Source organism: Winogradskyella alexanderae (assembly GCF_020166335.1).
Lineage (GTDB): Bacteria > Bacteroidota > Bacteroidia > Flavobacteriales > Flavobacteriaceae > Winogradskyella > Winogradskyella alexanderae.
In genome coordinates this window covers 198,464-212,568 of the sequence record NZ_JAIUJR010000008.1, presented here as the reverse complement: position 1 = coordinate 212,568, position 14,105 = coordinate 198,464, and the positions used below count along the sequence as shown (strand labels likewise).

The window sequence follows — 14,105 nt, the reverse complement described above, 5'->3', positions numbered from 1 at the left end:
CCGAGCAGCGACTACTGGTTCACCGTGGAGTACGACGAGCCGGGAACGGACCGCAGAAAGGAACTTAGGGCCCATTTTACCTTGAAACGTTAAAATAATGAATTTGAAAAAATATAGTTTTATTGCATTTTTAGCCTTTATTATAAACTTTGGTTTTTCCCAAGAAGGCGTTCCCATTTATTCAGATTACTTAACTGATAATTATTATTTAATTCACCCGTCGATGGCTGGAGTTGCTAATTGTTCTAAAGTGAGGATGACAGCAAGACAACAGTGGTTTGGAATTGATGACGCGCCAAGCTTGCAAACGATAAGTGCTAATGGTAGGGTTGGTGATTCTCCAGTGGGTATTGGAGGAATCTTCTTTAATGATTCAAATGGATATCATTCAACAGTTGGTGGCTATGCAACTTTTGCATATCACTTAATGTTTTCAAGAAATGAAATTGACTTAAACATGCTTTCTTTTGGGTTGAGTGCAGGTTTTCTTCAATATAAGCTTGATGAAACAGATTTTTTGGCACCGGGTGAATTTGATCAACTAATAGCTGGTATTGAGCAAAGTGCTACAAACTTTAATATTGATTTTGGATTTTCATATCACTTCTTAGATTTTTATGCACATTTTACTGCTAAAAATATTTTGAAAAATGAAGGTATCAACTTTAATGAACAAGGTTTTGAGTTTGATAATCTAAGAACGTATTTATTTTCTACTGGATATGTTTTTAGTAAATATGGGAGTGAATGGAGTTATGAGCCTTCTGTTATGTTAATGTACAGGGATGCTACTGAAGAAACAACAATAGACATTAATGCTAAAGTTTATCGTGAAATGGATTTTGGTAAAGTTTGGGGTGGCTTATCTTATAGACGAAGTTTGGATGGTGCCGAATTTGTTGATGGTGGAGGTATAAGCAGTCAAAAATTACAATATATTACACCTTTTATTGGTGTTGACTACAAACAATTTGTATTTGCATACACATATTCGTATCAAGCCAATACAATTAATTTCAACACTGGTGGGTTTCATCAAATAACCTTAGGCTATAACTTTAATTGCAGGCGAGAGAAATACGAATGTAATTGTCCTGCAGTTAATTAAAATATAAGAGGCTCAATTTAATAAATTGAGCCTCTTATATTTTTACCATGTGTAATTTTTGCGCTTTCCTTGAGATTTGATTGCTTCTATCATGGCGTTTTCAAGACCGTTATTACTTTTATCCGAGTTTTCTAGAATGTAGTTACGTCTTTTTATATTTAGTTTGGAGATTTTACTTTGTAGTAATTCTCGCTCAGTTCGTTTTTCTTTTAAATATGATTTTATTTCAGTTTCAGACTTATTTTTTAGTTCTTTGGGTAACTCCTCACTTTTTAATTTCTTATAGTCAAAATTTTCATCTAATTCAGCATCAACCAAGTCCCACGAGCTGTTTTTGTACAATCTTGAACTTTTGCTAACCGTTCTGCTCACTGCATTTGCTTTATTATAGCTTTGTGCATTAGAATCTTGCTCAGCTTGAAGCTCCATTTTGTACCTACCCATACTACCATATACGACATAAGTTTTATTTAATTTTTCGTTTAGTTCTAGTATTTCATCATCATAAGGTGTCGCAATGTGAACTGTAGCCTTATTATGGTTAATGGCCATATAATTTCCATGAGTTAAGTCTGCTCCATCTTTCCAGAAAGTGGAAATGCCTTGGTCGTAATCCCCACAGAAAATGGTATTTACAGTAATGTCTTTTTGGTGTGCGAGTCTTGAAGCATCTTTATAGTTCACATTGCCTTGCGTATACGGTTCATTACCAGCGATAAATATAAACTTTAGATCATTTTCATTATTTCCCCAGTCCAATTGTTTTATTGCAGATTGAATTACCTTACCGCAAAATTCGTTGCCACCATTTGTAGTAAGTGAAAAAAGACTTTTTGAGATTTCATCTAGATCATCACTAAATGCAATTACTTGCCTTACATAACCTTCTTTTGCATTAAGATTGTCATTTCCATATTCATATAGAGCAATTTTTAGATTAGGGTTTTGTTTATTGCACTTTGCATAAGATAGTTCATTGACAATTTGCCAAAGTTGTGCCTTGGCCTGATCAATTAGCCCATCCATGCTGTTACTAGTGTCTAATAATAGTGCAACTTTAATTTCAGGTTTGTTCTCCTTTTCTATAGTTTCTATTATGGTTTCTGAAACTGCAAGGTTTTGTTTGTGATTATTGGTATTTGCATTACAGCCTGTGCTTGACAGGAAGCATATAGCTAAAATTTTAATGTTTAATAATATTTTCATGATAATTATTTTTTAGTGTTTAATTCTTTTACATCGATTGTTCCGTTTGGAGAGATTACGTAGTACTTATGTTCAATCTCTGTTTCGATGATTGGTTCTTGTTTCTCCTCTTTAGGTTTAGGAGTGAATAGGAGTTTAATATTCATACCAATCTGAACTACGGGTTCTAGAATTGATGGATTTACTACGATATCGTAATTTTCATACGTTAATGGTTGGTAATAATATGAGGTTTGTTTTTTTGCCGATGTAACGCCTCTTTCTTTATCAAAGGCCTCAAAAGAGACACTATTAAAAGCTTGATAGCTTTGGTAAAAGTCTTTTGGGAAGTAGCAATATTTGTCATCTGCAACAGCAACATTATACTTTGCTAAATCAAAGCCAAGCATTTTGTAATAGGTCTTTTTATCTTCAATAAACTCTAAAAGTTGGTCCTGTAAATTTTTATATACAGCTTGAATATCTTCAATGAAATAATCAACCTTGACAAGGTTGTAAACTTCACTTTTAGCACATGCTTCAAGTATGTTTTCAAATTGATTAGTCTTTGAAAACTGAATGTGAATGTTTTGCTGAAGTTCAAAACCTTTAGGTACTTCTGTGTATGTTTTACTGAATAATTTTTTGGTAATCTCCACCTCATAAATTGGAATGAAAGAAATAACGTCGATTGCTACATTATCATTGGAAATTCCTATGGTTTTAAGCCTTGCTTTGATACTGTCTATTTTTTTCTTCATCAGGGCATTTGTTTCCTCTGCTGTAGTGCCAATTTGAGTAACATTAAAAATGGCAGTATAGGTTGTTGCACTGACATTTTGTAAGGCCTTTACATCGATAGTAATTGAGGTACTAGGGTGAAGCGTTTTATGAATTTGTTGCTGTACCGTTGGGTTGTAAAGTGCAGCGTTACTTGAGTTTAGAATATTTTGCCTTGAAATATCCGGTGTAATTTGATTATAATTTCCTTTATGCTGTGCTCTCAACAATATTGAGCAACAGAGAACAAGCCAAAAGGACAAGTGATGTGTTTTCATAATAATTCGTTTTTTGATTATATGGTAAAGCTCTTTCAAAAAAGGAAAAAAGAAAAGCTACGATGAGTGATGGCTGTATTTGGGTGAGTAAATTGTTTTTGGCGTTTAGTATACACGGGTGTTTTAACCCTAAATCAACAGAAATTGGAATTTGTGAATTTTTTCAAACGGAATAAAGTATGTATGTTTAGTACGATAATCAATTTCAATTAAATGAAAATTAAATTCACATTATTTTACATTTTCATATTCACACTGAGCTTTAGTTTATTTGGTCAGAATAAAAAGGAGGCTGAAGCTGAGAAGGAGGTTGGGTATTTTGATATAAGAGGCTCTGTTTATATTCAAAACTCAAGAGAGCCATTAGAACAAGTGTCTATTGAAGTGAATAATGGGTTTTACACAACTACTAATAAAGATGGGAATTTTAACATTAGAGCTAAGATTGGCGATGAACTTACTATAAGGCATAGAGACTTTGAAACAATATTTTACACCATTGAAAGTGGTGATAGAATCAATATAGAGGTTTCAGATGGCAATAACAGTTATAGAAAGAGGTTCGGAAAAGAAACATTGAGCTTAAGATTTAATCGGCTAATTGATTCCGCAGATATTTATTTAAAGAAGGATGCAGAAAAAAGCATCCAGTTTATCGGTGATGCTTTAGATAAAGACATTAGCTCTAATCAGAGTGCACAAGCACATGAACTATTGGGAGATGTTTATATGTACTGGAAACAATATGATTTGGCAATTTCAGCTTACAAAATTAGTATCCAAAATACCGAATCCTCATCAGTAGTGCTCAAATTGGCTAAAGCATATCATGGAAATGAAGAATACGATATAAGTATTAAGACTTATCAAAATATAAATGCAGAGGATCTTTCAAATTATCAAAGGGCAGAGTTTTATGAAGGCCTAGGCGATTCGTTTTTAAAGATAAAGAATTACAGTGACGCTATTTCTTCTTACCAAGACGGACTAAAAGTTGCGAATAAGCACCTAATTTCACCAAAGATTACAGATTTAAATTCAAAGATAGCAGAAGTATACAAAGCACAAGGCCAACTGACACAAGCAAGAAATTATTTTAGTAATTCATTAAATCTAGCTGAAAAAGAAAACCGGTCTAGGGCAGTCGAGGAGCAGGTTAAGGTTGCAGAATTCAGTGCCGATGTGGAGGATTATGACAGTGAAATAGAATTACGAAAAAAGGCAATTGAAGGAATCATTGACTTAGAAAAAGATACTGTCCTAGCAAACGAAAGCCCAATAACACTTCAGAAACAAAACTATAAAATAGGTAATGCTTACTACTTAAAAAATGACTTGAAGAATGCTATTCCGTACCTAGAACGAAGTTTTGAAGAGGCAGATAAGAAAGAAGATCTAGTAGTTAAGAAAGACGCGGCGCGTAAACTTTCTGAGGTTAATATTAAGGCTGGTAATAACGAAAAGGGACTCGAATATTTGGACACCTACAAGGCTGTAGTAGATGAACTTTATGATGAACTCTACGCGCAAAAAGAAATAGAAATATCTCAGGTTAATCGCTTCAGAAAAAATATTTTGGAAAAACAGAACAGAATAACATCCTTAGAAAGTGATAGAGCTCTATCCGAGAGCAAATACGAGTTGACCCAAGAAAGAAACAAGAGGCAACAGCTCATTATTTATTCGCTTGTTGGTGGATTGATCCTTCTTTTGGTAACTGGCTATTTTATGTTTAAATATATAAAGCAACAAAAACTTGCAAACAACTTATTGGCATTAAAATCACTCAGAAGTCAAATGAATCCCCATTTTATTTTCAACGCATTGAACTCGGTTAACAGTTTCATTGCCACAAATGACGAACGGACAGCAAATAAGTATTTGACTGATTTTTCATTTTTAATGCGAGCTGTTTTAGAGAATAGTGAAGAAGATTTTATTCCGTTGCAAAAAGAGATTGAATTGATTGAGCTATATACAAAATTAGAACATTTTAGATTTCAGGATAAGTTTGATTATACAATTCATATAGATGAGAAAATAAATATTGACGAATTTAAAATTCCGCCAATGCTTTTACAGCCTTATATAGAAAATGCAGTTTGGCATGGATTGCGATATAAAGAGGGAAAGGGGAAGCTTGATATAAAGTTAGAATCTAAATCAAACGAAGAAATAACTATTACTGTGACAGATGATGGTATTGGGAGGGATCGCTCTAAAGGACTGAAAACGGCAAACCAAAAGAAGAAAAACTCAACAGGGATGAGTAATATCAGAAAGCGGGTTAAAATTCTCAACGAAATGTACAAGGACAGAGTAGATGTTGCCGTAGCTGATTATCAAGCCTCTGAAGATAAAGGTACTAAGGTCGTTGTAACACTTAAAAAGAATTAAAATGAAATTAAATGCCATAATTGTAGAAGACGAGGCAAAAAGTAGAGAAATATTAAGGAATTATCTTTCAAAATATTGTCCTAATATTGCGGTTTTGGGCGAAGCACAAAATATTGAAGAGGCCTTAGTGCTCATTAGAAATAATGAATTAGACGTCGTGTTTCTTGATGTTGAAATGCCATATGGAAATGCATTTGACCTATTGGATAAAGTTGGCGATATTGATTTTGAAACCATTTTTGTTACTGCCTACAACCATTATGCAATTGACGCCCTAAATGCACACGCATCTTATTATTTAATGAAGCCAATATCAATTGACGAATTAATAAAGGCAGTAGATTATGTTACGGATATCAAAACAAAAGAAGAAGCACTTCACAATCAGGTTTTGACGCCCAAGACCAAGGCTGTAAATGGCAAATTAACTTTACCACAGCAAGATGGATTCGAAATTATTGAAACAGCAGATATAATGTATTGCAAGGCAGACGATAATTACACTGAAATTTATCTTAACAGCAACAAAAAGAAGCTGGTAAGTAAAACTTTAAAGTACATTGAGGAACGCTTGAAAGATAGTAACTTTGTAAGAGTACATAAAAGCTACTTGGTTAATGTTAACGAAGTGGTTAAGTATGTAAAGGGAAAAGGAGGAAGTGTGGTTTTAAGCAATGGAAAGGAAGTAATGGTGTCTGCTTCAAGGAAATCAGAACTACTATCATATTTTAAATAATTATGCCTGTAATTAAACTTGTACGAGGAATTAAACCTCAAATACCAAAAGACTGTTTTATAGCGGAAAATGCCACAATTGTGGGCGAAGTTACTATGGGAAATGAATGTAGTATTTGGTTTAATGCCGTGGTTAGAGGAGACGTTCATTTCATTAAAATGGGTAACAAAGTAAATGTACAAGACGGAGCCGTGATACACGCTACATACAAAAAATCTCCAACTACAATAGGAAATAATGTTTCGATTGGACACAATGCTATTGTTCACGGATGTACAATTCATGACAATGTATTAGTTGGTATGGGTAGTATTATTATGGATGATTGTGTTGTAGAAAGTAATTCCATAATTGCTGCCGGAGCGGTAGTAACTCAAAATACGATTGTAGAAACCGGTAGCATATATGCTGGTGTACCAGCTAAAAAAGTTAAAGATATAAGCGAAGAATTAATTTCTGGTGAAATAGATCGAATAGCAAACAACTATGTTAAGTATTCAGGATGGTTTAAAGAAGACTAGTCAGTTTTTTAATTAGTTCATTTTCATCTTTAATCTTGTCGAGATCTTTTTTGCTTAATAATGTAAAAAACTCAGTGCCATTTTTCATTAGGACTAATGGATAGGTGAAATTTTCATTTGGGTACGCAATTTCAAATTCATCCTTATGGTAAAATCTCATATCAATTTTATTACGTTTTTTGAATGATTTCCAAGCTGCCTTTTCTGAAAAAGTGTCATAGGTAAGTTTACATAGACTGCAAGGGTAGGTTTTGGGGTTAATGAGTTTGTGGCCCACATCAATCAGTGCGTTCAATGGTCCAGAATTGGAATTATAGATAAAAAACAATATCATATAAATGGAAATAAGACTTAGAGATGCTTTTTAGAAATCTAGGAATTCAATGACGAACTTAGCCTTTAAAATTGATTTTATAACGGATAAATCGCCATTTGAGTAAAACTTTATGGAAGGCGAATTTAAATTGTCATTTAACAGACCATTTGAATCTAATACTGCTGCTGTTTGTTTTGCAACTGCTAATCCAGAATCTATAATCGTTACATTTTTAGGAAGCATTCGTTTTAGCGTAGGTATTAAATAAGGATAATGCGTACAACCCAAGACAAGATAATCGATATTAGCTTCTACCATTGGTTCTATATAGGTCCTAAGGAGTGCTTCCATGTTTTCAGACTCCAATTGACCATTTTCAATTAAAGGTACAATACCTTCACCAACTTGTTCAACTACTTTAATGCCACTTGCATAGAGATCAGCGGTTTTATGAAATAATTTACTGCTCAAAGTGCCTTTTGTTGCCAGTATACCAACTACATTGTTCTTAGTATTTAATGCAGCGGGTTTAATTGCTGGTTCTATGCCTATAAAAGGAATATCGTAATTACCTCTTAAATAGGAGATAGCATTTGTTGTAGCAGTATTACAGGCTACAACAACAAGTTTACAATTATGCTTAAGCAGTAATTCAGTATTTTTTATACTAAGCTGAAGTATTTCATCTTTTGATTTATTGCCATAAGGTGCATTTTTACTATCAGCAAGATATATACAATTTTCGTTTGGGAGTAGACTATGAATTTCCTTAAAAATTGAAGTACCGCCAATACCAGAATCGAATATGCCAATTGGATTGTTGCTCATTGAAACAAAAATAAAAAGTCGCTTACTAATTAAGCGACTTTTTAAAATATATTTGATAGTATTATTATAAGCCTAATTCCGCTTTAACATCTGCCATAAGATCTTTTCCTTGTGCCACAATTAAACCTCCAGCTTCTAATACATAATCGATATTTTGTGCTGCAGCAACCTTTTCAATAGCAGCTTTAGCTTTTTCCGTAATAGGTTTTAAAAGGTCAAATTCTTTTTTCTGTAAGTCTTCTTGCGCTTTTTGTTGGTATTGATTTAAGCTTTGCTTCATACCTTCAACCTCCTGCATACGCTTTTGATTTTCTTCTTGAGTTTGGCTTGGTGCTTCAGCATCATATTGCTTCAATTTTGTTTCTAATTCTTTTATTGAGCCTTGAATTGTTTGCTGGTACGTTTTTCCAAGCTTCTCAATTTCCGCTTGAGCAGCCTTGTATTCTGGCATTGCTTTTATTAGCTCTTGCGTATCAATATGTGCAATGTTACTCTGTGCAGCTGTAAAACTAGTAGCTCCAATAAAAAGTGCTGTTGCAATAAATAAAGTTTTTAAATGTTTCATTTTTTCTAAAGTTGTATTTGTGTGTTATAATTAATTTTTTCCTTCTCCTTTCTTAGCGTTTGCTACAGAATCTCTCTTTTTTAGTTGTTTTTCACGCTCTTCACGTGCTTTTTTTCGTTGTTCAATTATTTGTTTTTTTCTTTCCTCTAATGCTTTTTTTCTTTCTTCTCTTTCCTTTAACTTTTGCTGACGTTTCTCTTCTAGAATTTCGGCTTGAGTTTTTGGTTTAGTATTACTAGTACTATCTTTTTTAACTTCTTTTGCTGGGTTCTTTGCTTCCGCTTTTTCAGAACTATTTTCTTTTGTTTTAGACGTTACATCAGAGGTTTTCTTTTCAGTTTCAGTTTCAGATTTTGCTTCAGTAGTTGCTTCTGCCTCCTCTTCTACTTCTTTTTCTGTTTCCGTTTCTTTGTTTTCTGTAGTGTTTCTTGCCTCAAGTACTTTTTGGCGTCTCTCTTCAGCTTCGCGTCTTTTTGCTTCCCTTGCTTCCTGCTGTTGTTTTCTTCTTTCTTCTAGAGCTTTTTCACGCTCAGCACGCTTTGCGGCTAATTCTGCCTCACGAGTAGCCTTTCGTTCTTCCAAGGCTTTTTGGCGTTCATCCTTATCTGAATCAACAACAGGAACAACTTCCTCTTCCTCTAATTCTTTACGTTCCTTATTATTCTTAGCTTGTGTTCGCTTTGAAGCTCTAGTTATGGTTCTTAAGACTTGTTCACTTATATCGTAACGTTCCGCCGAATAAAGCATGACCACATCGGCAGATTTATCAAAAACAAAATCATACTTTTTAGAAGTTGCTATTTCTTGAACTGCTGCGAATATTTGATCCTGTATAGGTGCTATTAATTGACGTTTTTGAATCATTAAATCCCCATTGGGACCAAAACGTTTTTGTTGATAATCTAAGATTTCGGCTTCCTCAAAAGAAATGTCTTCCATGCGCTCTTCATAAAGCTCTTTAGTTAAAAGAACACTTTCGTTTTCAAGTTCTTTTTTCTTTTGCTCAATAACGCTCAGTTTCTTTTCAATTTCAGACTTCCATTGCAATACTTTTTTATCTAGTTGTGTAGAGGCTTCTTGATATTCAGGAACATTTTGTAAAATATATTCCGTATCAATATAACCTATTCTTACACCACGCTGTGCCAAAGCAGAAAAGCTCATTAACCCTGTAAATGCCAGTAAAAAAAGAACTTTAAATTTCATCATTAAATTATTTTTGTTTTGGGACATCTTTGGCAAAACCAATTGTTTCCTTTTTTTCAGTGTTACTTTACTTCAAATTAACGAAATATATTCTTAAAAATTTTAACACCATGATGAAATCCTTATTAAGCCTTTAGAAAATATCGTGCCAAACTTAAAATTGTTGTCCAATAATGAAATGTGTTTCCCATCCATTCTTTTGTGTTTGACCTGGTATTGGGTCAAATCCGTGTCCAAAATCAATACCAAGAAGACCAAACGCTGGCATAAAAATTCTAACCCCAACTCCAGCTGATCTTTGAAGTTCAAACGGGTTAAATTCCTGAAAACTATTTACCGAAGCTCCGCCTTCTACAAAAGACAAGGCATAGATTTTTGCCTGTGCTCCTAATGTAATTGGATAACGCAATTCGAGAGAAAACTTGTTGTAGATTGAACCACCATCTTGGGCAGATAAGGATTGGTTTGGATATCCACGTAATTGAATTATCTCTCTACCGTCAAGGGCAAAGTTACCTAGTCCGTCACCTCCTAAGAAAAAACGCTCAAAAGGAATTACTCCTCTATCATTGTTATAGGCCCCAAGGAACCCAAACTCCAAACTTGGCCTTAAGACTAATTTTTTAACGATTTCGGTATACCAATCTACTCTGAATTTAATTTTGTAAAACTCTAACCATTGGAAACGTTCCTGATCTATTTCCCCAATTCGAGCAAAATCGTCTGGATCACTTGGATCTAGTGCATCCCTTTCATCTTTAAGTGCCTTGTAATCTACGTCATTAAATAATGAATATGGGAACGAAAACTTTGCTGAAACTGAGAAATTGGAACCTCCCGTTGGGAAAATAGGGTCAACATAAAGGTTGTTCCGTGTTAGACCAATGGTATAGGATAAGTTATTGGACGTACCATCACCGAAGGTAAATAAACCAGTGTTATAATTGTTTAGAGCGTAATGCTGATAACTTAGCGCTTGCGATAGTAAAAAGTAGTTGTCTGGTTTTGTTAATCTTGTTGATAAACCAAGCGTTAAACCAGTAATGTTAAAACTTCTGCTTCGGTCTGGTCTTCTGTTGTTAGGATTAAATAAAAATTGTCTTGAATAAGACAGTGATGTCGATAACTGAAACGGCTTTTTACCACCTAGCCAAGGCTCTGCAAATGAAAAGCTATAGGTTTGAAAAAACTGGCTGGCTTGCAAACGCAATGCTAGACTTTGTCCATCACCTCTTGGTACTGGTTTATAGGCTTCTTTCTTAAAGATATCTTTAATTGCGAAATTATTGAATGATAGACCTAATGTGCCAATAAATCCACCACCACCGTAACCACCTTGTAATTGAATTTGGCTAGAACCCTGCTCAACAACGGAGTACTCAACATCTAAGGTGCCATCAACTGGGTTTGGATTTTTAATGTTTGGCGCAATTTGCTGTGCATCAAAAAAGCCTAACTGTCCTAGCTCACGTATAGTTCTGATAATATCTGCTTTTCTGTAAAGCTGACCAGGCCTGGTTCGTATTTCTCTGTAGATTACGTGATCATTCGTAACATCGTTTCCAACAACGGTAACATTATTAAAATAAGCAGGTTTACCTTCGGAAATCCTTATTTCCATGTCAATTACATTGCCTTCAGCGCTAACTTCTACTGGGTTAATCGTAGAGAACATATACCCAAAGTTTTGATAGGCATTAGTTAAATCATTTGCATCAGGATTTTTTGGGTCTGCAATACGCTCCCGAAGTTCAACACCATTATAGGTGTCACCAGGTTTTATTTTTAAAATACTCGATAAGTAGTTGTCACTGTATACTGTATTCCCAACAAAATCAATTTTGCCAAAAACGTATTTTTCTCCTTCTTCTACATCAATGTTTAAACTAATGGTCTGATCGTTGTTGAAAATAATGGAGTCGGAAACAACTCTCGCATCACGATAACCATTTTCTTTGTAGTAGTCTACAACACGTGTTAAATCTTCTTTATAGTCTTCTTCTATATACTTGGATCGTTTAAGAATTCTTATAGGGTTTCTTTTCTTCGTATTCTTCATTGCTTTACGAAGCTTTTTATCCTTAATTTTTTCATTGCCAGAAAAGGTGATGTTTTTTATTTTCACCTTTTCTCCTCTGTCAATTTTGATGAGCATGTTTACACGCTCTTTTTTAACAGAGTCAATTACCTCCGTGGTAACAATATTTACCTTTGTATTTAGAAATCCTTTCTTCTTATACTTATTTGTGAGATAATTTCTTGTATTTGCAATTAAATTTTCAGTAACCTTTACGCCAGTTTGAAGATTATTTTCTTGTTTGATTTCATCAATCTTACCTTTCTTTACCCCTGAAACAGTTAAGTCTAATAGTTCAGGTAAATCCATAAGATTAATTTCAAGGTCCGCAGTATTGCCGTCTATGTTGGTTATGTAAATATCTATGCTACTAAAGAGATTGGATTTCCATAGCGTCTTTATAGCATTAGCAATTTTTTCGCCATTTAGCTGTATTTCTTCGTCTTTTCGAAGTTTAGAATAGGCAATAATTGTTTGCGGACTAAAATTTGTATTCCCGGTAACGGTAATGTTTTTAATTAAATATTTAGCGCCTTCAACCTGAGCGTTAACCATAGCCGATGTTGAGAGAAACAGTATGGTAATTAGTAATATGGTAAAGGAGAGTACTTTATTAAGGCGTAAGTTGTTCGCTAGTTTTTCCAAATCTTCGTTCTCTGTTTTGATAGTTTATGAGTGCTTCGTACAGATTTTCTTTTTTGAAATCTGGCCATAAAATATCTGTAAAATATAATTCTGCATAGGCAATTTGCCATAGCAAAAAATTACTAATACGTTGTTCACCACTAGTGCGAATTAGTAGGTCAACATCTGGTAAATTTTGCGTGTAAAGATGCTTATTTATAATTGATTCATCAATACTTTCAGAAGAAATTATATTATTTTTAACTTTAACTGATAATTCTTTAATAACATTAACAATTTCTTCTCTAGAACCATAGCTTAGCGCTAAAGTTAATGTCATATTCGTATTATTTTTTGTCTTTTCGATAACATCTTGTAGTTCAGCATATGCATTTTTTGGTAAATCTTGTAAACATCCGATTGCAGAAAGCTTTATATTGTTGTCTTGAAGGGTTTTTATTTCCTTTTTTAATGATTTAACAAGGAGCTTCATCAAAGTCTGCACTTCTAATTTTGGTCTATTCCAGTTTTCTGTCGAAAACGCATAAAGTGTCAGATTTTTGATGCCCAGTTCTGCACTTGCTTCAACAGTTTCTCTAACCGCTTTGGTGCCATTTTCATGGCCTATTACTCTTAGTAAGCCTTTTTGTTTGGCCCAGCGCCCATTGCCATCCATTATTATGGCAACATGGTTTGGTAAATTGTCTCTATTTATCTTTTCTATCAGGCTCATTTAAAAATTACAATAGCAAGGTCTTCTTCCAAAGGTGTAAGTTAGTGTAAATCCTGTAAACATATACCAATCATTGCTGTTTGTATTGCCAAAACTAAATCCTTCCCTAAATTCTGCGTCTGGAACACTTCCATCAATCTCATCAGTAAATGTATATCTGGCTCCTATTTCAGCGGCAAGCACCAAATGAGTAGAAATATTGGTCTTATACCCTAAAACCATAGGAATTCCGTAGGCCCAACTTGTTGTATTCTCAGAAGTTATTACTCCGTTTTGATCAAAATAAAAATTATCGTGATTCGCGAGAGATATACCAGTATACAAATAGGGTGTTCCTTGTATTCCTACTTTATGTAGGTCAAAATCCCAAAATGTAAATTCCATTCCTGCAGAAATTTCTAAAATGCTATTATTAAAACTGTAATCGCGTTGTACCCGTCTTGGATCACTAGATTTACTATCTATACCCTCCAAATCACTAAAAATTAAGGATAATCTAAAGGCGTGTCTAGGACTTCTATTCCATTTAAAAATTCCTCCTATAGCAGGTTGATTAGGGGATATATAATTTGTTGAACCGACATCACCAATAAAATTGCTTCCACCAGCAAAAATACCTACTTCGTAAATCTGTGCCGACACCAAATTTCCGAATGAAGTGAACAATATAAGCAGGGTTAAATACCGCATAAAATCCTCAAAGTTTGCAAATATAATAATTATGGCGACCCATAGGCAATTTGTGATAAAT

13 protein-coding genes are annotated in these 14,105 nt (G+C 34.0%); 4 read left to right on the top strand and 9 right to left on the bottom strand.

What is annotated here, in order from left to right; all coding sequences use genetic code 11:
* Window positions 1–97: 97 nt before the first annotated feature.
* On the top strand, window positions 98–1,108 hold the full coding sequence (locus LBU54_RS12615; protein ID WP_224530323.1) for a PorP/SprF family type IX secretion system membrane protein: 1,011 nt from the start codon (window positions 98–100) through the stop codon (window positions 1,106–1,108).
* 42 nt (window positions 1,109–1,150) lie between these two features.
* Here LBU54_RS12615 and LBU54_RS12610 read toward each other — a convergent pair whose 3' ends face one another.
* Together LBU54_RS12610 and LBU54_RS12605 are read right to left on the bottom strand one after the other, a co-directional pair.
* Window positions 1,151–2,314, bottom strand: a complete 1,164-nt coding sequence (locus tag LBU54_RS12610) for a vWA domain-containing protein (RefSeq protein WP_224530321.1) — start codon at window positions 2,312–2,314, stop codon at window positions 1,151–1,153.
* 5 nt (window positions 2,315–2,319) lie between these two features.
* Entirely contained in the window at window positions 2,320–3,351 is a 1,032-nt protein-coding gene (locus LBU54_RS12605; protein ID WP_224530319.1) for an SIMPL domain-containing protein, read from the bottom strand.
* 213 nt (window positions 3,352–3,564) lie between these two features.
* Here LBU54_RS12605 and LBU54_RS12600 point away from each other — a divergent pair, with 213 nt between their 5' ends.
* The 3 genes from LBU54_RS12600 to LBU54_RS12590 are packed head-to-tail and all read left to right on the top strand — an operon-like array spanning window position 3,565 to window position 7,005.
* On the top strand, window positions 3,565–5,748 hold the full coding sequence (locus LBU54_RS12600) for a histidine kinase (RefSeq protein WP_224530316.1): 2,184 nt from the start codon (window positions 3,565–3,567) through the stop codon (window positions 5,746–5,748).
* A gap of 1 nt (window position 5,749) precedes the next feature.
* The gene (locus tag LBU54_RS12595) at window positions 5,750–6,484 is read left to right on the top strand and encodes a LytR/AlgR family response regulator transcription factor (RefSeq protein WP_224530315.1); all 735 of its coding nucleotides are present in this window, start codon (window positions 5,750–5,752) and stop codon (window positions 6,482–6,484) included.
* A gap of 2 nt (window positions 6,485–6,486) precedes the next feature.
* The gene (locus LBU54_RS12590) at window positions 6,487–7,005 is read left to right on the top strand and encodes a gamma carbonic anhydrase family protein (protein WP_224530313.1); all 519 of its coding nucleotides are present in this window, start codon (window positions 6,487–6,489) and stop codon (window positions 7,003–7,005) included.
* Here LBU54_RS12590 and LBU54_RS12585 read toward each other — a convergent pair.
* The 7 genes from LBU54_RS12585 to porG all read right to left on the bottom strand — a co-directional run bounded on the left by LBU54_RS12585 (window position 6,992) and on the right by porG (window position 14,044).
* Window positions 6,992–7,339 carry a GTPase gene (locus tag LBU54_RS12585; protein WP_224530308.1) on the bottom strand — a complete coding sequence of 116 codons (348 nt, stop codon included), beginning with the start codon at window positions 7,337–7,339 and terminating at the stop codon, window positions 6,992–6,994. The two genes, LBU54_RS12590 and LBU54_RS12585, sit on opposite strands and share 14 nt — an antisense overlap.
* 30 nt (window positions 7,340–7,369) lie before the next feature.
* Window positions 7,370–8,149 (bottom strand): glutamate racemase, encoded by a 780-nt coding sequence (murI, locus tag LBU54_RS12580; protein ID WP_224530305.1) that lies wholly within the window; start codon window positions 8,147–8,149, stop codon window positions 7,370–7,372.
* Window positions 8,150–8,213: 64 nt separating this feature from the next.
* Entirely contained in the window at window positions 8,214–8,714 is a 501-nt protein-coding gene (locus LBU54_RS12575) for an OmpH family outer membrane protein (RefSeq protein ID WP_224530301.1), read from the bottom strand.
* Between the two features lie 30 nt (window positions 8,715–8,744).
* Complete coding sequence (locus LBU54_RS12570) at window positions 8,745–9,923, bottom strand: OmpH family outer membrane protein (protein ID WP_224530298.1); 1,179 nt, start codon at window positions 9,921–9,923, stop codon at window positions 8,745–8,747.
* Window positions 9,924–10,074: 151 nt separating this feature from the next.
* On the bottom strand, window positions 10,075–12,642 hold the full coding sequence (locus LBU54_RS12565) for a BamA/OMP85 family outer membrane protein (RefSeq protein WP_224530293.1): 2,568 nt from the start codon (window positions 12,640–12,642) through the stop codon (window positions 10,075–10,077).
* Window positions 12,611–13,354 carry an isoprenyl transferase gene (locus tag LBU54_RS12560; protein ID WP_224530290.1) on the bottom strand — a complete coding sequence of 248 codons (744 nt, stop codon included), beginning with the start codon at window positions 13,352–13,354 and terminating at the stop codon, window positions 12,611–12,613. The genes LBU54_RS12565 and LBU54_RS12560 overlap by 32 nt, the downstream gene beginning before the upstream one ends.
* Window positions 13,355–14,044: a type IX secretion system protein PorG gene (porG, locus tag LBU54_RS12555; RefSeq protein WP_224530286.1), complete on the bottom strand. Its 690-nt coding sequence runs from the start codon at window positions 14,042–14,044 to the stop codon at window positions 13,355–13,357.
* Window positions 14,045–14,105: the final 61 nt, after the last annotated feature.

Excerpts from the sequence above, each read along its gene's own strand:
- LBU54_RS12560 (WP_224530290.1), bottom strand. The coding sequence starts at position 13,354 with ATGAGCCTGATAGAAAAGATAAATAGAGACAATTTACCAAACCATGTT.
- LBU54_RS12590 (WP_224530313.1), top strand. The coding sequence starts at position 6,487 with ATGCCTGTAATTAAACTTGTACGAGGAATTAAACCTCAAATACCAAAA.
- LBU54_RS12615 (WP_224530323.1), top strand. The coding sequence starts at position 98 with ATGAATTTGAAAAAATATAGTTTTATTGCATTTTTAGCCTTTATTATA.
- LBU54_RS12605 (WP_224530319.1), bottom strand. The coding sequence starts at position 3,351 with ATGAAAACACATCACTTGTCCTTTTGGCTTGTTCTCTGTTGCTCAATA.
- murI (WP_224530305.1), bottom strand. The coding sequence starts at position 8,149 with ATGAGCAACAATCCAATTGGCATATTCGATTCTGGTATTGGCGGTACT.
- LBU54_RS12570 (WP_224530298.1), bottom strand. The coding sequence starts at position 9,923 with ATGATGAAATTTAAAGTTCTTTTTTTACTGGCATTTACAGGGTTAATG.
- LBU54_RS12585 (WP_224530308.1), bottom strand. The coding sequence starts at position 7,339 with ATGATATTGTTTTTTATCTATAATTCCAATTCTGGACCATTGAACGCA.
- LBU54_RS12595 (WP_224530315.1), top strand. The coding sequence starts at position 5,750 with ATGAAATTAAATGCCATAATTGTAGAAGACGAGGCAAAAAGTAGAGAA.
- LBU54_RS12600 (WP_224530316.1), top strand. The coding sequence starts at position 3,565 with ATGAAAATTAAATTCACATTATTTTACATTTTCATATTCACACTGAGC.
- porG (WP_224530286.1), bottom strand. The coding sequence starts at position 14,044 with ATGCGGTATTTAACCCTGCTTATATTGTTCACTTCATTCGGAAATTTG.
- LBU54_RS12575 (WP_224530301.1), bottom strand. The coding sequence starts at position 8,714 with ATGAAACATTTAAAAACTTTATTTATTGCAACAGCACTTTTTATTGGA.
- LBU54_RS12610 (WP_224530321.1), bottom strand. The coding sequence starts at position 2,314 with ATGAAAATATTATTAAACATTAAAATTTTAGCTATATGCTTCCTGTCA.